Origin of the sequence: Streptomyces sp. NPDC049585 (assembly GCF_040675615.1) — a bacterium.
Lineage (GTDB): Bacteria > Actinomycetota > Actinomycetes > Streptomycetales > Streptomycetaceae > Streptomyces > Streptomyces luteosporeus.
Window position 1 is genome coordinate 1 of record NZ_JBFAPE010000038.1, and the last position, 21170, is coordinate 21170.

Genomic DNA, 21170 nt, shown 5'->3' on the forward strand with positions numbered 1-21170 from the left:
CGGTGTTTCCAACCTTACCAGATCCGTTTTCCGTTCCGTTTCCGGTTCGGAATTCGTTTCCGGCCCCCTGTTGGAGCGGGGTTCCGACTTTATCAGAAGTTTTCGGCGCGACATTCGTCGGCTTCTTCTTTCCGAAAGAGTCGGGGTGCTTCGCTATGAACCGATATTCATCGATGTTCACTGGCCGAAGCTGGTCAGATACTAACCGTTGCGGAGCCCCTGGTCCAAACCAGGTTCCCCTCGCAACCGTTCGAATCTACCTCCCCCCACGGCCCGTGTCAACGGGTTTGCGGGGAGAAGAGAAGACTACCAGGTCTCGCGGGTGTCGAAGACCGACGGCGGGTTCTCCAGCTCCTCCAGTTCCACGCCCGGGGCCGACAGGACGACGTCGCCGGCGAGGTGGACGGTGTGCCGCTCCCCCGTGTCGAGGGCGCTGACCTGGTACTCGTCCACGTCCAGGGTCCCGTTGTCGGTGGGGTGTGCTGTCCTGGCGACCAGGGCCCACGACTGGTCGACGGTGAGGGGGGCGAGCACGGGGGGTGTGAAGCCGACGAGCCGGACGCGTACGGGGGTGTCGCCGGGTGCCAGGCGCAGGAGGCGGGCGACGGCGACGTAGAAGGCGGGGGACGCGCCGGTGAAGGCGTGGGCGCGGACGTTGCCCTCGGTGGCGTGTTCGCCGGTCGGGTCGGTGCGGACCCAGGTCACGCCGTCGAGGGCGGCACCGCGCACCTGCCAGTCCCCGGCCTTGAGCTGCAGGCGGATGGGGCGGCCGAGATCGTCGATGGCGAGGTCCACGGCGCCGGCGGGAGCGCCGGAGGGGGTGGTCAGCTGCGAGACGTAGCGCCAGCCGGTGGGGCCGGTCGCGCACTGGAAGTGCTCGTCACCGAGGGGGGAGTGATCGTGGGTGTCGTACAGGGAGTAGCGGCCGCGGGGCATAGGGGGGTCCTTGGGGCGAACGGCGCAGGCCCCCGCCGGGAGGACGGGGGCCTGGCCTTCGGATCATTCGTTGTCTACCGGCTGCTGCTCCTGCTGTGGAGCTCAGTAGCGGTAGTGGTCCGGCTTGTACGGGCCCTCGACCTTGACGCCGATGTACGCCGCCTGCTCCGGGCGGAGCGTCGTGAGCTTGACGCCGAGGGCGTCGAGGTGGAGGCGGGCGACCTTCTCGTCCAGGTGCTTGGGCAGGACGTAGACGTCGGTCGGGTAGGACTCGGGCTTGGTGAAGAGCTCGATCTGGGCCAGGGTCTGGTCCGCGAAGGAGTTGGACATCACGAAGGACGGGTGGCCGGTGGCGTTGCCCAGGTTCAGTAGGCGGCCCTCGGACAGGACGATGAGGGTCTTGCCGTCGGGGAAGGTCCAGGTGTGGACCTGGGGCTTGACCTCGTCCTTGACGATGCCGGGGATCTTGGCGAGGCCGGCCATGTCGATCTCGTTGTCGAAGTGGCCGATGTTGCCGACGATGGCCTGGTGCTTCATCTTGGCCATGTCCGAGGCCATGATGATGTCCTTGTTGCCGGTCGTGGTGATGAAGATGTCGGCGGTCTCGACGACCTCGTCCAGGGTCGTGACCTGGTAGCCGTCCATGGCGGCCTGCAGGGCGCAGATCGGGTCGATCTCGGTGACGACGACGCGGGCGCCCTGGCCGCGCAGGGACTCGGCGCAGCCCTTGCCGACGTCGCCGTAGCCGCAGACGACCGCGACCTTGCCGCCGATCAGGACGTCGGTGGCGCGGTTGATGCCGTCGACGAGGGAGTGGCGGCAGCCGTACTTGTTGTCGAACTTCGACTTGGTGACCGCGTCGTTGACGTTGATCGCGGGGAAGAGCAGGGTGCCGGCCTGGTGCATCTCGTACAGGCGGTGGACACCCGTCGTGGTCTCCTCGGTGACGCCGCGGATCTCGGACGCCAGCTGCGTCCACTTCTGCGGGTTCTCGGAGAGGGTGCGGCGCAGCAGCGTGAGGATCTGGGCGTACTCCTCGCTGTCGGCGGAGGCCGGGTCCGGCACGGCGCCGCCCTTTTCGAACTCGACGCCCTTGTGGACGAGCAGGGTGGCGTCACCGCCGTCGTCGAGGATCATGTTGGGGCCGCCGGTGGCGGCGTCCGGCCAGGTCAGCGCCTGCTCGGTGCACCACCAGTACTCCTCCAGCGTCTCGCCCTTCCAGGCGAAGACGGGCACGCCCTGCGGGTCCTCGGGGGTGCCGTTCGGGCCGACGGCGACGGCGGCGGCCGCGTGGTCCTGGGTGGAGAAGATGTTGCAGGACGCCCAGCGCACGCGGGCGCCGAGGGCGACGAGGGTCTCGATGAGGACGGCCGTCTGCACGGTCATGTGCAGCGAACCGGTGATGCGGGCGCCCCTGAGGGGCTGCGCCGCCGCGTACTCCTTGCGGATCGCCATCAGGCCGGGCATCTCGTGCTCGGCGAGGGTGATCTCCTTGCGACCGAAAGCCGCCAGCGACAGGTCGGCGACCTTGAAGTCCTGGCCGGTGGTCGTAGTCATACGGCTGCTCCTCCTGAGGGGCGAGCGGAGTGGGTACGTACGGCTGTGCATGCGGTCGCTCAGCACGGTAACGACACCCGTGCTGTCACCCGGCCGCAGCCCAGTCCGTCGGAGGCCCTCTCTCCCTCGGCCGGTCCGGCGTACGGACCGCCCGACCGCCATCAGCAGCGACGTCTGGCTCTGGCACGAATCTACACCGGGACCCCTGCCGGGCCCCAGCCCCTTCGGGGCGGCTTCCGGACGCGCGCGACGACTGCCTCCCTTGATGCGGCCGGGTGTTGCAGGATGCGGGGAGCGAGGAGCGGAGTGAGGAGATCCAGGTGAGGAGATCCACGTGACGTCACCGGGGCGGCGGCTGCGGCTGATCGCCGTGACCGCGTGTCCGACGGGCATCGCCCACACGTACATGGCGGCCGAGAAGCTGGTCCAGGCGGCGGAGGCGCTCGGCCACGAGATGAAGGTGGAGACGCAGGGCTCGATCGGGGCCGAGAACGTCCTGTCGGACAACGATGTCAGGCGCGCGGACGGCGTCATCATCGCGGCCGACAAGGACGTGGACCCCGCCCGGTTCGCCGGCAAGCGGGTGCTGACGGTCGGGGTGGCGGAGGGCATCCACCACCCCGAGCAGCTGATCGAGCGTGTCCTGGACGCCCCGGTGTACGCGCCCGCGGGCGGGGGCGGGGCGGTCCGGGGGGCCGAGCAGGCGCCGGGCCGGGGCGGGCGGGCTCGGGCGGTGGTCTACCGGGCGCTGATGAACGGCGTCTCGTACATGATCCCGTTCGTCGTCGTCGGCGGTCTGCTGATCGCGGTGTCGCTGGCGCTGGGCGGGCAGCCGCGGCCCGACGGCGGACTGGTGATCCCCGCCGATTCCTTCTGGAAGCACGTCAACGACATCGGGGCCATCGGTTTCACCCTGATGGTGCCGGTGCTCTCCGGCTACATCGCGTACGCCATCGCCGACCGCCCGGCCCTGGCGCCCGGCATGGTCGGCGGCTGGATCGCCAACACCGGCGCCCTGTACGGGTCGAAGTCGGGGGCCGGTTTCATCGGGGCGATCGTGACGGGCTTCCTCGCCGGCTACCTGGTCCTGTGGATCAAGAAGATCAGGGTGCCGAGGTTCGTCCGTCCCATCATGCCGATCATCGTGATCCCGGTGGTGGCGACGTCCGCCCTCGGACTGTTCTTCGTCTATGTGCTCGGCCGTCCCATCGCCTGGCTCTTCGAGCACCTGACCGCCTGGCTGGGCGGGCTGACCGGGACGAGCGCCGCCCTGCTCGGCGCCGTGCTGGGCCTGATGATCGCCTTCGACATGGGCGGTCCCGTCAACAAGACGGCCTTCCTCTTCGGCGCCGGGCTGGTCTCCACCAATCCCCACGTCATGGGCATGTGCGCGGCCGCGATCCCGGTGCCGCCGCTGGGGCAGGGGCTCGCGACGCTGCTGCGGCGCGGGTTCTACACCGGGCAGGAGCGGGAGGCGGGGCTCGCCGCGCTGTTCATGGGCTTCTTCGGCATCACCGAGGGCGCGATCCCCTTCGCCGCGGCCCGCCCGGCCCGGGTGATCCCGGCCAACATGGCGGGCGGCGCGGTGGCCGGGGCCGTGGCGGGGCTGGCGTCGGTGGCGGACCGGGTGCCGCACGGCGGCCCGATCGTTGCGCTGCTCGGCGCGGTCGACGCAGTGGCGATGTTCTTCGTGGCGATCGGCGTCGGCGCGGTGGCGACGGCGATCGTCACCGTCATGCTGCTGGGCGTGGGCGGGGCGCGCCCGGTCGGGCGGGGGCCTGCGCGGCCGGCGACAGCACCGGTGACGAGGCGGGGTCCATCCGCGCCGCCCGAGGTCCTCTCCGGCCATCTCACCGAACGCACCGTGCGCCCCGAGCTCGCCGCGGGCAGCAAGGAGGACGCCATCCGCGAACTCGCCGGGCTGCTCGCGGCGAGCGGCGCGGTGCGCGACACCGAGGAGCTGATCCGTGCGGTGCGGGCCCGCGAGGAGGTCGGCACGACGGGCCTGGGCGAGGAGATCGCCGTCCCGCATGCGAAGACCTCGGCGGTGACCGCGCCGGTCGTCGCCTTCGGGCGCTCCCCGCAGGGCATCGAATGGGGCTCGATGGACGGCACCCGGGCCCGCCTCGTCTTCATGATCGCGGTACCCGACGGGGACGCGGCGGACGAGCACCTGCGCATCCTGGCGAAACTCGCACAGCGCCTGCTGGACCCCGACTTCCGCGAGCGGCTGCTGGCGGCTGCGGACGTCGAGGCGATCCTGCGCGTCCTGACCGAGGTCCACTGACGGCCCGGCGGTCGCGGGGGGCCGGTGACCGGCCGGCCGCCGCGGTACGGGCGGCGGCTCCCGTCCCCGTTCCGGCGCGGTACGGCCCGCGGCGGTGCGGCTTCGGCCACGACGGCGCCCCGTAGGGGCGTGGGGAACTGCGCGACAAGCCACGACGCGCCCGCAGGTCCCGGGGGGCGCCCGTCGAAACTGCGGTCCGTCGTGGCCGATCGCGCAGTTCCCCGCGCCCCTACGGGGCGTGGCCCGGGCCTCCCGGGGTTGCTGCCGGGTCCTCGCCTGCCGCTGCCGCGGTCTCGCTGTAGATGTCGGGTTCCAGGTAGATGACCCGGGCGATGGGTACGGCCTCGCGGATGCGGGCCTCGGCCGCGTCGATGGCCCGGGCCACCTGGGCTGCCGTGTCCTCCGCCCGGACGGCGATCTTGGCGGCGACCAGGAGTTCCTCGGGGCCCAGGTGGAGGGTGCGCATGTGGATGACGCGGGTGACGGTCGTGCCGTCGACGGCGGCGGCGCGGATCCGGGCGACCTGGTCGGGGCCTGCGGCCTCGCCCAGCAGCAGGGACTTCGTCTCCGCGGCCAGGACCAGCGCGATCAGGACCAGCAGGGTTCCGATGCACAGGGTGCCGATGCCGTCCCAGACGCTGTCGCCGGTGGCGATCGTCAGGCAGACGCCGCCGAGGGCGAGCACGAGGCCGACGAGGGCGCCGAAGTCCTCCAGGAGGACCACGGGCAGCTCGGGGGCCTTGGCGGTGCGGACGAAGGAGCGCCAGGACTGCTTGCCGCGCAGTGCGTTCGACTCCTTGATCGCCGTGCGGAAGGAGAAGCCCTCGGCGACGACGGCGAAGAGCAGCACGCCCACGGGCCAGTACCAGTGCTCGAGCGGGTGCGGTTCCTTGATCTTCTCGTACCCCTCGTACAGCGCGAAGACGCCGCCGATGGTGAAGAGCACGATGGAGACGAGGAAGCCGTAGATGTAGCGCTCGCGCCCGTAGCCGAAGGGGTGCTCCTCGCTGGCCTTGCGGCGCGCCTTGCGGCCGCCGACCAGCAGCAGTGCCTGGTTGCCGGAGTCGGCGACCGAGTGCACGCCCTCGGCGAGCATCGACGAGGACCCGCTGAAGGCGAAGGCGACGAACTTCGCGACCGCGATGGCCAGGTTCGCGCCCAGCGCAGCCACGATGGCCCTGGTTCCGCCCGATGCGCTCATGGGTGTGCTTCGTACCTTTCGATGGTGAGATCCGTGAGATCCCTGAGATCCGTGAGATCCGTCCGACGTACCGTGCGGCTCAGGCCGCCCGGCCCACCGCGGCGCGGAAGACGATTCCGTCGCCGCCGAGTTCCACGCGCTCACTGGCCCGTACGTAGGCCGACTGGCCGCGGACGAGGGTCAGCTCGCCACCGTCCGGGGCGCGCAGGAAGGCTGTGCCCGCCGTGCAGAGCAGGATCTGCGGGCCGCCGGTGCCGGCCAGGGGGCGCGGGGCGGCGTCCGGGGCCAGGGCGTGGCGGCACAGGGCGAACTCCCCGGCGGGCGTCACGTACTCCTCCGTCCCGTCGGCGTCGGCCTCGGGCCGCAGGATGCCGGGCGCGCCGGCCTCGAACCGGACCACGCGCAGCAGCTCGGGCACGTCCACGTGCTTGGGGGTCAGGCCGCAGCGCAGGACGTTGTCGGAGCTGGCCATGATCTCCACGCCGACGCCCTTGATGTAGGCGTGCGGGACGCCGGCGTCCAGGTAGAGGGCCTCGCCTGGCTGCAGGACGACGTGGTTGAGGAGCATGGCGGCGATCACGCCGGGGTCGCCGGGGAAGTGCCGGGCGACAGAGGCGTAGGCCGCGTAGACGCCGCGGTGCGGGCCGCTGTGCCCGGCGAGCCGCTCGGCGGCGGCCGCCGCCTGGTGCACGGTGTCGGCCATGGCCGCGCGGTCGGCGCGCAGTACCGCCGTGAGGACCTCGCGCAGAGCGGCCTCCTCGGGGTGGGCGTGCAGCAGGTCGACGTACGGCTTGAGGGGGTCGACCTCCAGGGCGGCCAGCAGCTCGGCGGTGGCGTCCGGGGTGCGGAAGCCGCACAGGCCCTCGAAGGGGGTGAGGGCGCAGATGAGCTCGGGCTTGTGGTGGGCGTCCTTGTAGTTGCGGTGCGGGGCGTCGACGGGGATGCCGAGGGCCTCCTCCTCGGCGTGCCCGGCCCGGGCCTGCGCGGGGTTCGGATGCACCTGCAGGGAGAGCGGGTCGGCTGCTGCCAGCACCTTCATCAGGAACGGCAGCCGGGGGCCGAAGCGGCCCACGGTGTCCGGGCCGAGCTCGCCCTCCGGGTCGGCGGCGACGACGTCGCTCAGGGCGACGGGACCCGCGCCGCGGTCGACGTGGGACGGGGCGCCCGGGTGCGCACCCAGCCACAGCTCGGCCTGCGGCTCGCCGGTGGGCGGGACGCCGAGCAGCTCGGGGATCGCGGTGGTCGAGCCCCAGGCGTAGGGGCGCACGGTATTGACGAGGCGGTCCATGAGGCGGTTCCTGCTCCAGGCTCGGGGCTGGGGGGCTTCCTGTTCTCGGGCGACTGGCGGGCTACGACTTCGGCCACGGCTTCGGCCACGGCCACGACTACGACTACGACTACGACTTCACCAACGGCTTGCGACGGCTTGCGACGGCCTACGGCGTCGAGGCGAGCGCCAGGTAGACGGCGGCGAAATCGGTGATGGCCAGCAGCTCGGCGACGGTCTCCAGCGGGCTGCCCTCCCCGGCCTCCAGCTCGCTGACGGGCGTGTCGCGGTGCAGGGCGAGCTCGCGGGCGGCGGGTGCGGGCGAGGTGACGGCGGGGGTGCGCTCCCGGACCAGGAAGACGCGGGCGTGCAGTGCCTCCGGCTCCTCGACGCGGTCGCGGAAGAAGTCCTCCGGATCGGCCCCGGCGGCGAAGTCGCCGGACAGCAGGGTGCTGTGGGCCGTCAGCGCCTCGGGCAGCTCGGCGGCCAGTGCGGGGCGGCCGGCGAGGGCGGCGAGGACGGTCGCGAAACGGCGGCCGGCCGCGGCGGCGAGCGCGCCCTCGGTCCAGATCAGCGGCAGCGTGTCGGCGAGCTCGGCGGCGAGCGTCTTGGCCGGGTTGGTGTACGTGGCGATGGCCGGCCCACAGCGCTCGGCGATGTTGTCGAGTCGGTCGGCGAGCGCGTCGAGAGCGGCGGGCGGGGCCTCCGCCAGGCCGATGCGGTCGGCGAGCGCGAGCAGCGGGGTGAGCAGCGACCACAGGGTGCCGGGCCCGCTGGGCAGGACGGGCGGGGCCTCGTCGGCCGAGCCGCCGGCCATGGTGGTCTCGTACGGGGTGGTGGTCAGCGGCACCGCCAGGCCGCGGACCTGGGCGGTGGCGTCGGCGAGCGGGGAGCCGGCCGGGGAGACGCTGACGACGGTGCAGCCGCGGCGGTAGGCCTGCTCCAGAAGGACGGCCAGGCCCGGCTCGGTGCCGTCGGGGCTGGCGACGAGCAGCAGGTCGAGCGGGCCCGTCCAGCCGGGGAGGTTCCAGCGCAGCGCGCCGGGGGCCGGGGCGACGCCGGAGGGGCGGATCAGGGTGACCGGGCAGGTGTCGCCGGCGAGGGCGCCGAAGAGGTCCGCGGTGGACTCGGCGGCCGGGCAGGGTCCGGCGACCAGGACGGCGCGCGGGCGGCCGTCCGGGCGCAGGTCCGCGAGGCCGGCCTCGGCGGCGTTGCGCACGGCGGTGCGCACGCGGGCGCCGGATTCGGCGGCGCCGCGCAGGAGGCCGTGCAGATCCGCACGGGAGAGGCCGTCGGGGTCATCGAGGAGGGACTCGTCGAACACCGTGTGATCAGCCTCCGGTGGCCGTGGGGGTGGGATGCCTGCGCCTGACGGCGGCGGGACTCGAGGCCGGTACTCAGGCGGGGCGGCGCGCCTCGTCCACGAGGAGGACGGGGATGCCGTCGCGGACGGGGTAGGCGAGACCGCAGCCCTGGCCCTCGCACACCAGCTCGGGGGTCTCCTCGGAGGCGGTCTCGTCGCGGAGGGGGGCGTGGCACGCCGGGCAGGCGAGGATCTCCAGGAGGCCGGCTTCGAGCGGCATGGGGCGGTTCCCTTCGGGGCGAGCGGTGTGCGGTGTGCGGTTCTGTGAGGTCAGCGTAGTCCTTGGGGGGCGGGTGGGTGTTCTTTCCCCCACCCCGCCCCTTCCCGAAACCGGCTCGTCTCAGGCGCGGACGATCGCCAGGACCTCGTCGCGCAGGCGGGCGACCGTCTCGGCGTCGCGGGCCTCCACGTTCAGGCGCAGCAGCGGCTCGGTGTTGGACGGGCGCAGGTTGAACCACCAGTCGGCGGCGGCGACGGTCAGGCCGTCGAGCTCGTCGATGTCGATGCCCTCGCGGCCCTCGTACGCGGCCCGCACGGCGGCGGTGCGCCCGGTCTGGTCGTCGACGGTGCTGTTGATCTCGCCGGAGCCGGCGTAGCGGTCGTACTGGTGCACGAGGTCGGAGAGGGTGCCGCCCTGGCCGCCGAGGGCGGCCAGTACGTGGAGGGCGGCCAGCATGCCGGTGTCGGCGTTCCAGAAGTCGCGGAAGTAGTAGTGGGCGGAGTGCTCGCCGCCGAAGATGGCGCCGGTGCGGGCCATCTCCTGCTTGATGAAGGAGTGGCCCACGCGGGTGCGGACGGGGGTGCCGCCGTGCTCCTTCACGACCTCCGGCACGGACCGGGAGGTGATCAGGTTGTGGATGACCGTGCCGCCGGGGTGCTTGGCCAGCTCGCGGGCGGCGACCAGGGCGGTGATGGCGGAGGGGGAGACGGGCTCGCCGCGCTCGTCGACGACGAAGCAGCGGTCGGCGTCGCCGTCGAAGGCGAGGCCGATGTCGGCGCCGGTCTCGCGGACCTTGGCCTGCAGGTCGACGATGTTCTTGGGGTCGAGGGGGTTGGCCTCGTGGTGGGGGAAGGTGCCGTCGAGCTCGAAGTACATCGGGACGAGGTCGAGCGGCAGGCCCTCGAAGACGGTGGGCACGGTGTGGCCGCCCATGCCGTTGCCGGCGTCGACGACGACCTTCAGCGGGCGGATGCGCTCCAGGCCGACGAGGGAGCGCAGGTGCGCGGCGTAGTCGGCGAGGACGTCACGGGTGGTGACGGTGCCGGGGGTGGCGGCGGGTGCGGGGGCGCCCTCCTCGGACCAGCGCTCGGCCAGCGCGCGGATCTCGGTCAGGCCGGTGTCCTGGCCGACGGGGGCGGCGCCGGCGCGGCACATCTTGATGCCGTTGTACTGGGCCGGGTTGTGGCTGGCGGTGAACATGGCGCCGGGCAGGCCGAGTTGGCCGCTGGCGAAGTAGAGCTGGTCGGTCGAGCAGAGCCCGATCGAGGTGACGTCCACGCCGCGGGCGGCGGCGCCGCGGGCGAAGGCGGCGGCGAGGCCGGGCGAGGAGGGGCGCATGTCATGCCCGACGACGATCGCCCGGGCGTCGGTGACCTGGGCAAAGGCGGCGCCGAAGAGCTCGGCCAGGGGCTCGTCCCACTGGTCGGGAACGACGCCGCGCACGTCGTACGCCTTCACGATCTGCGACAGATCAGCCACAGCCAACCCCTCCTGCTTCCGGTTCGGGACAACAAACCTACCCGCCGTCACCGGTCGTGCATGACCGTGCGCCGTGGGCGCCGGCTCGTCACCGGTCGTCAGGAGTCCGGTGAGCGCAGCACCCTGAGGTGGCCGCGGCGGGCGACCTCCATCGGGTCCGGGCCCCGGCCGCCGGGTGCAACGGCGCCCGGAGCGGCGCCCGCACCTCCCGCGCGCTCCTGCGGCCGGGCGGCCTCGCGCACGGCGTTGGCGAGGGCTTCGAGGTCGTCGCTGCTGGGGCGGGCGGGCCCGGTGTCCACGGCGAGGCGCACGACTTCCCAGCCACGCGGCGCGGTCAGCCGCTCGGAGTGCTCGGCGCACAGGTCGTAGCAGTGGGGTTCGGCGTAGGTGGCGAGCGGGCCGAGAACGGCGGTCGAATCGGCGTAGACGTACGTCAGCGTCGCGACGGCCGGGCGGCCGCACGCGGTGCGCGAACAGCGACGTACAGGGCTCACGACGATGGACGGTACCGCACTCTTGAACGGGCCGCGACGACTCACCCCCACCTCACTCCTCCGTGTCGTCCCGGTTCGTCCTGTGGACGCCCTTGGCGAAGGCCCTGGTTGATCCCCTCGGGAGGCGGGGAACACATGTCCGGCGGCAAAGAAATCGCCCAAGGAAAGCGTCATCACTAGGTACACATAGTGTCATTCGGGATGCGAGCCCCGATCCCGCGGCTGGCTGTATTTGATCGCAGACATGACCGGATCGCTCATCGGGCGACATGACGGGAGATGGGCGGCTGCTGCATACGGACGGTCGGCCGGCGGATACCCTCGGGGGTGATGGACAGCCCCGTACCTCCTCCGGCCGCCGCCGGGGGTACCCCCGGCCCGACAGGACCGCGACCGCGCCACCGCGACCGCCACGGACGCGGCATGCGCGGCCCCATCGCGCCCCCGCAGGTGCCGCTGTCGGCGACCAGGGCGGAGGCCTTCGTCGACCTCGTGCAGGACTCGGCCGAGCGGCTGGAGCGGCGCTGGCCGCAGCTGGCGTCCGTGGAGTTCCTGGTGCGCGAGGTGCCGACCGGCGAGGACGCCGGGGCCGGCGACCCGCTGGAGGCGCTGCTGGACGGCGACTCGGTGCCGCTGGGCCGGTACGTGCCGGCGCGCGGCGGGGAGCCCGACCGCATCGTCGTCTACCGCCGTCCGGTGGAGATCCGCACCAAGACGCGGGACGAGCGCGCGCTGCTGGTCCACGAGATCGTGGTCGAGCAGGTCGCCGAACTCCTCGGGCTCGCCCCGGAGTCCGTCGACCCGCGCTACGGCCAGGACTGACCGGCGACCACCGTCGCCGGTGCTCACCCGGTGAGCACCGACAGGTCCTGCCCGGTCTCCGGCACCGCCACCGTCGAGCGGTCGTCGCGCACCGGCTGCACCGTGAACATCGGGACGCCGTCCTTCGGCAGCGCGAGCATCCGCGAGGCGTGCACCGGGCCGCCGGAGACCTTCTCGACGGTCACCGCGTAGACGCCCTTGCCGCCGGTGGGCCGCGGCGGCTCGACGGCGAGGGTCGTGCCGGCCTTCACCGTGTACGTCTTCGACACCGCGGTGCCGCCCTCGCTGCCTGCCGAGGACGTCACCTTCACCTGGGCGTCCCGGCCGGGTGCGGTCAGGGCCAGGGTGGCGGCCCCGGGGCGGTTGTCGGCCACCGTGCCGCGTACCTCGACGGGCGGTGTGGCGGGGATGAAGGCCGTCTCCTGCTTGTCGTCCTTGCCGCGCGTCACCCGCAGGGCGGCGACGATCGGGGCGCTGCCCCTGGCGCCCGTCAGCACCAGCGAGCCGGCCTCGCCACGCGTGACGTCACCCAGCTCGACCGCCGTCGTCATCCCGGCCTTGACGTGCAGCGCCTCGTGCCCGGCCGGGCTGATCGAGCCGCTCGGCCCGGCGAGGCGCACGCTCAGGTCGGCGTCGTCGTTGCCGGGCGCGAAGGCGACGAGGCGCACCGAGGTGGCGTCGGCGGGCACGCCGGGCAGCACCGCCGCGGGCGCGGCGTCGGCGGACGGCGGCAGCCAGTCGCCGCCCAGCTTGTCGTCGGCGACCTGCACCGCCGCCCCGACCCGGCCCGACCGCGCGGCCACGTGCAGGGTCAGCTGGTCGGTCGGGGTGTCGGTCAGCGTGGAGAGCAGGACGGGCACGGTGGCGTGGGGCGGGACGGTGACGCCCTCCCCCGACGCGGCCCCCGTCCTGCCCTCCGGCCCGAACAGTTCGAGGTCGACGACCGCCGCCGAGGCGTCGGGGTTGGTCAGGTGCACATAGTCCTGACGGCCCTTGGCGGTGCTCACGCCCGGGAACCAGAAGGAGGTGTCGGGCGGCGTGCAGGCGGTGCCGTGCAGTCCGCGGCCGGAGCCGGCGGCGACGACGGTGGTCTGCTGCGCGGTCCAGCCGGGGGCGAGGGCGCCGTCGGCGGTGCCCAGCAGGGCGGGGGTGTCGGAGCGCTCCGTCGTGGTGCTCACCGGCTTGCCGGCCTCCTTGAGGGAGAGCACGGGCTTGCCCGGGTCGTCCTTGGCGGCCTCCTTCGACTCCTTCGACTCCTTCGTCTCCTTGGACCCCTTCGGCTCCTTGGCCTTCGCGTCCTTGCTGTCCTTGCTGTCCTTGCCGTCGCTCTTCCCGGCGTCCGTGCGGGCCGGGCCGGCCGCGGGCAGCAGCTCGGCCGGGCTGCCGGCGGTGCCCTTCCCGGGCGGGGTGAAGGCGGTGTACGTCGTCTGCCCCACGTCCGAGGAGGTCGGCGCCGGGCACAGCAGCGTCGAGCGCTGCACCGGCAGCCGGCCGACCGACTTCGTGACGGTGCGCCCGCCGTCGGAGGGCGGGTTCAGGGCGGCGATGCCGGTGATGACGGCGAGCCCGGCCGTGGCGGCGAACAGGGAAAGGGTCGTGCGGTTCACTGCTGCTCGCTCCCGTCACGGTGGGCTCGCTCGCCCCCGCCGTACGTCGTGTCGTAGGGCTGCCGACCGTACCCGTACGGGTCGTACGCACCGGCCTGGTACGGGTCGGTGTACTGCCCCTGCTGCTGGTGGCCGTACTCCTGCTGCTGCGGCACCGCCGCGTACGGGTCGGGAGCGGCGTCCGCGTGGCCGTAGCCGCCGTAGGAGTCGTAGGCGCCGTCATGGGGGGCGTACGCGTCGTACGGCTCCGCGGCGGGCGGCCCCGCCTGCTCGGGCACCGCCGGCCCGGCCCCCTCGGCGGCGGCCCGCAGCCGGCGGGCGCGGCGGCCCTCCCCCGAAGCGGACTGCGCCGGCACGGCGGCCGCCGGGGCGCCGTCCTCCGGCAGGTCGTCGTCGACGGTGCGGCGGCGGCCCGGCAGCGCGAGCACCACGAGGACGACGGCGAGCAGGCCCTGCGCCCATACCCATACGGAACGGGTCGGCGGGGTCCGGTAGGTCAGGTCGAGCCGGCCGCCGGTGGCGGGCAGCGCGAAGCCCTGGGCCCAGCCGTCGACGGTGACGGGCTTGAGCAGCCGGCCGTCGAGCGTGGCGATCCAGCCGGGGGCGGCCTTGTCGGCGACGCGCAGGACGCGTCCCTCGCCGCCGGCCGGCACGGTGGTGTGGGCCTCGACGGGACCGGCGGCGACCGGTGCGGGCGGGGTGGCGGGGGTGCCGTCGGGCTTCTTGGCGCCGGTGACGACGGTGACGCGGGCGACCTGCCGGTCGACGCGCCACAGGGAGCTGCGGTTCTCCTGCCCCATGCGGGTCAGGCCGGGGGTGGCGTCCAGGACGCGGGCGGTGCTGCGCGGGGCGCTGTCGCGCACCAGGACGTAGCCGACGGCGTAGTCGCCGAGGCGCCCGGCCTGGTCGGCGCCGGAGCCGGCGACCAGGCCGGCGACGACGGCGTCCAGCTGCCGGTCACGGCCGGCCGCCGCGGTCTCGGCGTCGCCCATGCGCAGCCCGGCGCCGCGCACGAGCGCGTACGTCACGCGGCCGGAGCCGCCGCCGAGGACCAGGGTGCGGGCCTGGTCGCGGGTGCTCGCCTCCTCGGCGACGAACGCGGGCACCTGCACGGGGTCGCGGCGCTGCAGCGGCCCGTCGGCGCCGCCGGCCGTCCAGACGACGGCCGCCACGAGCGGTGCGGCGCCGGCGGTCAGCGCGATCAGGCCGGCTACCGGCTGCCGCCAGCCGAAGCTGCGGGCGGCGACGCGCTCGCGGGCCCCTTCGGCGCCCACGACGGCCGCGGCGACGAGGCCGAGGCCGTACAGGAGGGTGCCGGGCCCGGCCCAGGCGCCGGCGCCGGCGACGGCCGCGCACAGCAGGCCGGCCAGAGCCGCGGCCCACGCGGTGCGCACGGCGAACTGCCGGTCCTGGCGCAGCAGGGCGGCCAGTGCGGCCAGGACGACGCCGGCCAGCAGCAGGGCGCCGGAGGTCCTGGGGCCGCCGGGGTTGCCGGCCAGCAGCTGCAGCGCGGAGGCCGATCCGTGGCCGTAGGACGCGCCCGCCTCGGCGAGGAACCGGCTCGGGTGGACGAGCAGCCCGAAGGACCAGGGGGCGAGGGCCAGGACGGGGGTCGCGGCGACCACCAGCAGGCGCGGGCCGTGCACCGCGAGCCGGGCGGCACCGCCGCGCGCGCAGTGCAGCACCAGCACGCCGGCGCCCAGCAGTACGGCCACCGGCCACACCACCGGCGTGAAGGCGGTGGTGACGGTGAGCAGGAGGGCGTACGCCCAGGACGCGCGCCACGACGGGGTCGCCTCCGGGGCGCGCAGGCCCCCTGCCGCGACGGCCGCCCGGGCCATGAGCGGCAGCAGGACGGCCAGGACGGCGGTGCCGAGCCTGCCGGTGGCCAGGGCCCCGGTGGTGGCGGGCAGGAAGGCGTAGACGGTGGCGGCCCAGGCGCGCAGCAGCCGCGAGTCGGTCAGCGGCCGGGAGGCGACGTAGGCGGTGAGTCCGGCGAGCGGGACGGAGCACAGGAGCAGCAGGCCGAGCGCCAGACCTGTGGAACCGAACAGGACGGAGGCCAGCGCGGCGAGGACGGCCAGGTAGGGCGGTGCGCTCTCGGTGCTGCCGGTGCCGACGGGGTGCCAGCCGTCGGCGTAGGCGGCCCACAGGCCGTCGGGGCCCAGGAGGCGGTCGGGTACGGGCAGCAGGGCGCCGCCGGTCAGGGAGCCGCTGCCGAACAGGCCGCGGCAGGCGACGGCGGAGACGAGGAGCAGCAGGGCGAAGAGCACGGGGGCGGGGCGGCGCGCGAGGCGCCGCAGCCGGGCGAACTGCTCGATCTCCAGGTAGTCGGCGTCGTCGCCGCCGGGCCCGGACTCGGTGGAGCCGCCGTGCCGGCCGGCGGCGGCGTGGGCGTCCTGGGTGCCGAGGCCGAAGTCGGCGGCGAGCTGCTCGACGGTGGCCCGGACGGTCGCGCCGGGGGGCGGGAAGAGCGGGCGCAGCTCGGCGGGGTCCGCCCGGGGCGCGCCGCGGCGTCTGCGCGCCGCCCGGATGCGCCCGGGGCGCAGCAGGACGCGGGCGAAGCCGGCGAGCTCGTCGAGGGCCTGTCCGGGCGCCTTGCCGACGAGGTAGCCGAGGGTGCGCAGCACGGTGCCGAGCACGAGGCGGACCATGACGTAGGGCAGCAGGGGGCCGCGGGTGTTGGCCAGCAGGGTGTGGACGGCGCCGGCCTTGTCGACGCGGTGGGCGGTGGTGGGCCTGCGGCCGGCGCAGTCGACGGGGCGGCGCTCGCGGGAGGCGGCCTCGGCGTGGCGCAGTACGGCGTCGGGGGCGACAAGGACCCGGTGGCCGGCGGCGTGGGCGCGCCAGCACAGGTCGACGTCGTCGCGCATGAGGGGCAGGCGGGCGTCGAAGCCGCCGAGCTCCTGCCAGACGTCGCGGCGGACGAGCATGCCGGCGGTGGAGACGGCGAGCACGGTGCGGATCTGGTCGTGCTGGCCCTGGTCCTGCTCGCGGCGTTCGAGGCCGGTCCAGCGGCGGCCGCTGCGGGCGATGGAGACGCCGGTCTCCAGCAGCTGCCGGCGGTCGTACCAGCTGCGCAGTTTGGGGCCGATCACGGCGGTGGGGTGGCCGGCGGCGAGCTCGGCGTCGGCGACGCGCAGCAGTTCGTGCAGGGCGCCGGGTTCGGGGGCGCAGTCGTCGTGCAGGAGCCACAGCCACTGGACGGGGTCGAGGTCGGACCGGTCGGTGCGGGTGGGGCCGCCGCCGTACTCGTCCTCGCTCCAGGTGCGGCCGACGGGGTCCCAGCCGCTGGAGCGCCTGAGGTAGGGCAGGTCGTCGGCGCCGAGGACGGGGGCGCTGCGCACGGCCTCCTCGACGGCGGCGCCGAAGCCGGTGCGGCGGGCGAGGTGCAGGACGTGGTCGGCGCCCAGGGCGTCGGCGAGCAGCCGGCGGGAGTCGTCGGTGCTGCCGGTGTCGGCGGCGACGACGTGCTGGACGGGCCGCTCCTGGCCGAGCAGGCCGGCGAGGGCGTCGGGCAGCCAGCGGGCGCCGTCGTGGGCGACGAGCACCGCGGTGACGACGTGCCGGGGGAAGGCCGGGGAGATGGTGGGGTCGAACATGGCAGGTGCGGGCCCCGGTTCGATGGAGACTGCGGTGGACGTACCGGGCCGCGGGCGGTCCCGGCTCACGGGAGGGCGCCGCCCGGGCGGGCGGCGTCTCGGACGGGCCCACCTTAGTGGTACGGGCGGGCGCCCCGACGGCCGTGCGGACAGCGATCCGCCCCTCGCTTGCGGGCTGCGAGGGGCGGACCGTGCGGTATGAATCCTGCTGTGGGGCCGGGTGGGGCCGAGGGTCCTTCGTTCCCGTGGACCGACGCTGCGTCAGTCCTCGTCGACTGGCTCGTACAAGACATCTGGTCAGATCATGACGCCGGTCTTCAGACCGCTGCCTTCTTGAGGCGGCGGCGTTCGCGTTCCGACAAACCGCCCCAGATTCCGAAGCGTTCGTCGTTGGCCAGAGCGTATTCAAGGCACTCGGAACGGACTTCACAGGCCAGGCATACTTTTTTGGCCTCGCGCGTGGAGCCGCCCTTTTCGGGAAAGAAGGACTCGGGGTCGGTCTGAGCGCACAGTGCGCGCTCCTGCCAGCCGAGCTCCTCGTCCGCCTCCTCGACCAGCAGTTGCTGGAACAGCTCGGTCATGTGCGCCCCTCGTCTGTCAATGCGTCCCCGTGTGCTGCCGCACATCAGGTGCGGCAGAACGACACGAGTGAAATTACAAGTGCGCCGATCCGGGCCAGTCAAGCCGGGATCTGCTATCGGGCCCCTTATTCACTCTGCGGAACCAAGGGCGAGCGGAAAGTTGCCAAAACACCACACAAGTGGACAGTTCTCCCACTCGTCACAAGTGCCTCGTCAGCGCCTCTTCCTTCCCGCCTCACGGAAGAGGACGCGACCCGCACGGGGACCGTTGCACCCGATATTTACGGGTCCGTCGCTCCGCGGGTGTCCGTACACCCCGGATCCCAAACCATTGCCCCCTCTTTCTCACCGGACGAGTGAAAGAAGCGGGCCAAAACGGACGCGCGGTTGACAGCGGAGCCGGGGAGCCGGTCTCCTTGAGGGCATGCCAGCGACCCTGCTCCTTCGGGCCACCGCCCCGGGGAACCTCAGCCTGACCCGCGCGTACGGGTCCCGCTGTGCTGTCCAGGCGCGCTGTCGCTGTTCCAGCTGTCGCAGCTGTTGAGGTGACCGTCCGTGCGCGTGCCGCGCACGCCCGTCCCGGTCCCAGCTGATCGTTCTTCCCTCCCTTCGCGTGCGCGCACGCCCGTTTGCGCGCTTGCGCCCGCGACCGCCATCGCTCTGCCCCCGCGCAGTCGTACCGCCGAGGAACCACTCCCCATGAACAGCGACGTCCAGATCGCCGGCGACCCGCTCGCCCTCCCCCACCTGATGCCCGCGCCCGCCGCCCACCCCGCCACCGTCGCCGAGTTCGCCGGGCTGGCCCGCCGCATCGCCGCCGACACCGCCTCCTGGGCGCCGCTCGTGCGCTACGACGCCGCCAGCCGCTGGTACCACCGGCTGCACACCGGCCCCGGCTACGAGGTGTGGCTGCTGAGCTGGGTGCCCGGACAGGGCAGCGGACTGCACGACCACGGCCCCTCCTCCGGCGTGCTCACCGTGCTGCAGGGCGCGCTGTCGGAGCACACCGCGCAGGGCGCGCGGCGCACCCTGACCGCCGGCGCGCAGCGCGTCTTCGCGCCGGGGTACGCGCACGAGGTCGTCAACGACTCCCTGGACCCCGCGGTCAGCCTGCACGTCTACTTCCCCGGCCTCACCGAGATGCCCATGCACGGCGCCGGCACCGCCGCCGCCGCGGCGCCGTCCGTGCACTGCGCCGCCGCCCGCACCACCTCCTGACGCGGGCCGCTGCGGCGGGCGGCCGGGCGGCTGACAGACTGCAGCCATGCAGCGCATTGTGGTTCCGGCCGGCGGGATCGGGGGCGCCCGCTTCCTCCGCGGCCTGAAGTCAGCAGCCCCCGACGCAGACATCACCGTCATCGGCAACACCGGTGACGACATCCACCTCTTCGGACTGAAGGTCTGCCCCGACCTCGACACCGTGATGTACACCCTCGGCGGCGGCATCCACGAGGAACAGGGCTGGGGCCGCGCCGACGAGTCCTTCGCCGTCAAGGAGGAGCTCGCCGCCTACGGCGTCGGCCCCGAATGGTTCGGGCTGGGTGACCGCGACTTCGCCACCCACATCGTCCGCACCCAGATGCTCGCCGCCGGCTACCCGCTCAGCGCGGTCACCGAGGCGCTGTGCGCACGGTGGCAGCCGGGCGTGCGGCTGCTGCCCATGAGCGACGACCGCATCGAGACCCACGTGATGATCGACGACCCGGACGGCGCGCCCGGCGCCCGCAAGGCCGTCCACTTCCAGGAGTACTGGGTACGGCTGCGGGCCTCCCTGACCGCCCACGCCATCGTCCCCGTCGGCGCCGAGCAGGCCAAGCCCGCGCCCGGCGTGCTGGAGGCGATCGCGGCGGCCGACGTCATCGTCCTCCCGCCGTCCAACCCCGTCGTCAGCGTCGGCACCATCCTCGGCGTGCCGGGCATCCGCGAAGCGGTGGCCGGTGCGGACGCCCCCGTCGTCGGCCTCTCCCCCATCGTCGGCGACGCGCCCGTACGGGGCATGGCCGACAAGGTGCTCGCCGCCGTCGGCGTCGAGTCCACCGCGGCCGCCGTCGCCCGGCACTACGGCCCCGACCTGCTCGACGGCTGGCTCGTCGACACCGTCGACACCGCGGCCGTCCCCGACGTCGAGGCCGCCGGCATCCGCTGCCGCGCCGTGCCGCTGATGATGACGGACCTCGAGGCGACGGCCGCCATGGCCCGAGCGGCCCTGGCCCTGGCCGAGGAGGTGCGCGGATGACCGCGCTCCCCTCCTACCGCGTCTGGGCGGTGCCCGGCATCCCCGAGGTACGGCCCGGCGACGACCTGGTCAAGCTCATCGCCACCGCCGCCACGGCCGACGGCCTGCCGGGACTGGCCGACGGCGACGTCCTCGTCGTCACCTCGAAGATCGTCAGCAAGGCGGAGGGGCGCATCGTCGCGGCCGACGACCGCGAGGCCGCCATCGACGCCGAGACCGTACGCCTCGTCGCCCGCCGCGGCACCCTGCGCATCGTCGAGAACCGGCTCGGCCTCGTCATGGCCGCCGCCGGCGTCGACGCCTCCAACACCACCGCCGGAACGGTCCTGCTCCTGCCCGAGGACCCCGACGCCTCCGCCCGCCGCATCCGCGACGGCCTGCGCGACGCACTCGGCGTCGACGTCGGCGTCGTCGTCACCGACACCGCCGGACGGCCCTGGCGCAAGGGCGTGACCGACTTCGCCATCGGCGCGGCCGGCGTGCAGGTCGCCAACGACCTGCGCGGCGACGTCGACGCCCACGGCAACCCGCTCGTCGCCACGGTGGTGGCCACCGTCGACGAACTCGCCGCCGCCGGCGACCTCGTCAAGGGCAAGGCCGGCGCCCTGCCGGTCGCCGTCGTGCGCGGGCTGGCCCACGTGGTCGGCCCCTCCGACGACGGCGCCGGTGCCGGCGCCCGGTGGCTCGTACGCCCCGCCGAGGACGACATGTTCCGCCTCGGCACCTCCGAAGCCGTACGGGAGGCGGTCGCCCTGCGGCGCACCGTGCGCGAGTTCACGGACGACCCCGTCGACCCCGGCGCCGTCCGGCGCGCCGTCGCCGCCGCCGTCACCGCACCGGCCCCGCACCACACCACGCCGTGGCGGTTCGTACTCCTGGAGAGCGAGAGCGCACGGCACGAGCTGCTCGACGCCATGCGGGAGGCGTGGATCGCGGACCTGCGGGCGGACGGGCGCACGGAGGAGTCCGTCGCCCGGCGCGTACGCCGGGGCGACGTCCTGCGCAAGGCGCCGTACTTGGTCGTGCCGTGCCTGGTCATGGACGGCTCCCACGACTACCCGGACGCGCGGCGGGCGACGGCCGAACGCGAGATGTTCGTGGTGGCGGCGGGCGCCGCCGTGCAGAACTTCCTCGTGGCGCTGGCGGGGGAACGGCTGGGGTCGGCGTGGGTGTCGTCGACGATGTTCTGCCGCGACGTGGTGCGGCGGGTCCTCGACCTGCCGGACGACTGGGACCCGATGGGTGCCGTCGCGGTCGGCCGCCCGGCGGCACCGCCGAAGCCCCGCCCGGACCGCCCGGCGGACCCGTTCGTCGTCACCCGCTAGGGGCGCGGGGAACTGCGCAATCAGCCCGCGACGGCCCGCAGCCGACACGCCACCCCGGGCTCCGGGCAATCCGCGGGCACGTCGTGGCTTGTCGCGCCCACGCGGCGGCAGCCGCACATCGACACCGCCCCGCGCCCCTTACGGGGCACTGCAAGCGGGCCTGGGCGACCGGCGCGTCCCGCAAACGGGCTGG

General features: G+C 74.0%; 17 protein-coding genes. 5 read left to right on the forward strand and 12 right to left on the reverse strand.

Going from position 1 to position 21170, the window contains the following annotated elements; all coding sequences use genetic code 11:
• The 3 genes from AB0K17_RS26985 to ahcY all read right to left on the reverse strand — a co-directional run.
• Positions 1–181: hypothetical protein (locus AB0K17_RS26985; protein WP_365984572.1), on the reverse strand; the 181-nt coding region annotated here is incomplete at its 3' end.
• A 125-nt stretch (positions 182–306) separates the two neighbouring features.
• Entirely contained in the window at positions 307–936 is a 630-nt protein-coding gene (locus AB0K17_RS26990; protein WP_365984573.1) for a hypothetical protein, read from the reverse strand.
• A gap of 102 nt (positions 937–1038) precedes the next feature.
• Positions 1039–2493 carry an adenosylhomocysteinase gene (ahcY, locus tag AB0K17_RS26995; protein WP_365984574.1) on the reverse strand — a complete coding sequence of 485 codons (1455 nt, stop codon included), beginning with the start codon at positions 2491–2493 and terminating at the stop codon, positions 1039–1041.
• Positions 2494–2827: 334 nt separating this feature from the next.
• Here ahcY and AB0K17_RS27000 point away from each other — a divergent pair, with 334 nt between their 5' ends.
• A complete protein-coding gene (locus tag AB0K17_RS27000) occupies positions 2828–4780 on the forward strand; it encodes a fructose-specific PTS transporter subunit EIIC (RefSeq protein WP_365984575.1) in 1953 nt (650 codons plus the stop codon).
• Between the two features lie 229 nt (positions 4781–5009).
• Here the strand turns inward: AB0K17_RS27000 and AB0K17_RS27005 are convergent, their stop codons facing one another.
• From AB0K17_RS27005 to AB0K17_RS27030, 6 genes are all read right to left on the reverse strand, one after another.
• Positions 5010–5981, reverse strand: coding sequence for a cation diffusion facilitator family transporter (locus AB0K17_RS27005; protein WP_365984576.1), 972 nt, complete (start codon positions 5979–5981; stop codon positions 5010–5012).
• A gap of 79 nt (positions 5982–6060) precedes the next feature.
• Entirely contained in the window at positions 6061–7269 is a 1209-nt protein-coding gene (gene manA / locus AB0K17_RS27010) for a mannose-6-phosphate isomerase, class I (RefSeq protein WP_365984577.1), read from the reverse strand.
• A gap of 148 nt (positions 7270–7417) precedes the next feature.
• Positions 7418–8572 (reverse strand): SIS domain-containing protein, encoded by a 1155-nt coding sequence (locus tag AB0K17_RS27015; RefSeq protein ID WP_365965926.1) that lies wholly within the window; start codon positions 8570–8572, stop codon positions 7418–7420.
• A gap of 73 nt (positions 8573–8645) precedes the next feature.
• Positions 8646–8831 carry a Trm112 family protein gene (locus AB0K17_RS27020; RefSeq protein WP_344437863.1) on the reverse strand — a complete coding sequence of 62 codons (186 nt, stop codon included), beginning with the start codon at positions 8829–8831 and terminating at the stop codon, positions 8646–8648.
• Positions 8832–8951: 120 nt separating this feature from the next.
• Positions 8952–10310 (reverse strand): phosphomannomutase/phosphoglucomutase, encoded by a 1359-nt coding sequence (locus tag AB0K17_RS27025; protein ID WP_365965927.1) that lies wholly within the window; start codon positions 10308–10310, stop codon positions 8952–8954.
• Positions 10311–10408: 98 nt separating this feature from the next.
• Positions 10409–10855: a DUF3499 domain-containing protein gene (locus AB0K17_RS27030; protein ID WP_365965928.1), complete on the reverse strand. Its 447-nt coding sequence runs from the start codon at positions 10853–10855 to the stop codon at positions 10409–10411.
• A gap of 279 nt (positions 10856–11134) precedes the next feature.
• On the opposite strand from AB0K17_RS27030, the gene AB0K17_RS27035 reads away from it, so the two are divergent.
• Positions 11135–11626: a metallopeptidase family protein gene (locus AB0K17_RS27035; RefSeq protein ID WP_365965929.1), complete on the forward strand. Its 492-nt coding sequence runs from the start codon at positions 11135–11137 to the stop codon at positions 11624–11626.
• 23 nt (positions 11627–11649) lie between these two features.
• Here the strand turns inward: AB0K17_RS27035 and AB0K17_RS27040 are convergent, their stop codons facing one another.
• The 3 genes from AB0K17_RS27040 to AB0K17_RS27050 form a co-directional block, all read right to left on the reverse strand.
• On the reverse strand, positions 11650–13233 hold the full coding sequence (locus tag AB0K17_RS27040; protein WP_365984578.1) for a DUF5719 family protein: 1584 nt from the start codon (positions 13231–13233) through the stop codon (positions 11650–11652).
• Positions 13230–16835, reverse strand: a complete 3606-nt coding sequence (locus tag AB0K17_RS27045) for a glycosyltransferase family 2 protein (protein WP_365984579.1) — start codon at positions 16833–16835, stop codon at positions 13230–13232. The genes AB0K17_RS27040 and AB0K17_RS27045 overlap by 4 nt, the downstream gene beginning before the upstream one ends.
• Positions 16836–17152: 317 nt before the next feature.
• Complete coding sequence (locus AB0K17_RS27050; RefSeq protein WP_004952403.1) at positions 17153–17416, reverse strand: WhiB family transcriptional regulator; 264 nt, start codon at positions 17414–17416, stop codon at positions 17153–17155.
• A 699-nt stretch (positions 17417–18115) separates the two neighbouring features.
• Here AB0K17_RS27050 and AB0K17_RS27055 point away from each other — a divergent pair.
• Genes AB0K17_RS27055 through AB0K17_RS27065 form a run of 3 tightly spaced genes read left to right on the forward strand, consistent with a single transcriptional unit; the run spans position 18116 to position 20977 of the window.
• Positions 18116–18634, forward strand: a complete 519-nt coding sequence (locus tag AB0K17_RS27055; protein ID WP_365965933.1) for a cysteine dioxygenase family protein — start codon at positions 18116–18118, stop codon at positions 18632–18634.
• A 46-nt stretch (positions 18635–18680) separates the two neighbouring features.
• A complete protein-coding gene (gene cofD, locus AB0K17_RS27060) occupies positions 18681–19652 on the forward strand; it encodes a 2-phospho-L-lactate transferase (protein WP_365965934.1) in 972 nt (323 codons plus the stop codon).
• Positions 19649–20977 (forward strand): coenzyme F420-0:L-glutamate ligase, encoded by a 1329-nt coding sequence (locus AB0K17_RS27065; RefSeq protein WP_365984580.1) that lies wholly within the window; start codon positions 19649–19651, stop codon positions 20975–20977. Before cofD ends, AB0K17_RS27065 begins: the two co-directional genes overlap by 4 nt.
• Positions 20978–21170 lie beyond the last annotated feature (193 nt).

Coding starts and splice junctions, on each gene's coding strand:
- AB0K17_RS26990 (WP_365984573.1), bottom strand. CDS start 936: ATGCCCCGCGGCCGCTACTCCCTGTACGACACCCACGATCACTCCCCC.
- ahcY (WP_365984574.1), bottom strand. CDS start 2,493: ATGACTACGACCACCGGCCAGGACTTCAAGGTCGCCGACCTGTCGCTG.
- AB0K17_RS27005 (WP_365984576.1), bottom strand. CDS start 5,981: ATGAGCGCATCGGGCGGAACCAGGGCCATCGTGGCTGCGCTGGGCGCG.
- manA (WP_365984577.1), bottom strand. CDS start 7,269: ATGGACCGCCTCGTCAATACCGTGCGCCCCTACGCCTGGGGCTCGACC.
- AB0K17_RS27020 (WP_344437863.1), bottom strand. CDS start 8,831: ATGCCGCTCGAAGCCGGCCTCCTGGAGATCCTCGCCTGCCCGGCGTGC.
- AB0K17_RS27035 (WP_365965929.1), top strand. CDS start 11,135: ATGGACAGCCCCGTACCTCCTCCGGCCGCCGCCGGGGGTACCCCCGGC.
- AB0K17_RS27045 (WP_365984579.1), bottom strand. CDS start 16,835: ATGTTCGACCCCACCATCTCCCCGGCCTTCCCCCGGCACGTCGTCACC.
- AB0K17_RS27050 (WP_004952403.1), bottom strand. CDS start 17,416: ATGACCGAGCTGTTCCAGCAACTGCTGGTCGAGGAGGCGGACGAGGAG.
- AB0K17_RS27055 (WP_365965933.1), top strand. CDS start 18,116: ATGAACAGCGACGTCCAGATCGCCGGCGACCCGCTCGCCCTCCCCCAC.
- cofD (WP_365965934.1), top strand. CDS start 18,681: ATGCAGCGCATTGTGGTTCCGGCCGGCGGGATCGGGGGCGCCCGCTTC.
- AB0K17_RS27065 (WP_365984580.1), top strand. CDS start 19,649: ATGACCGCGCTCCCCTCCTACCGCGTCTGGGCGGTGCCCGGCATCCCC.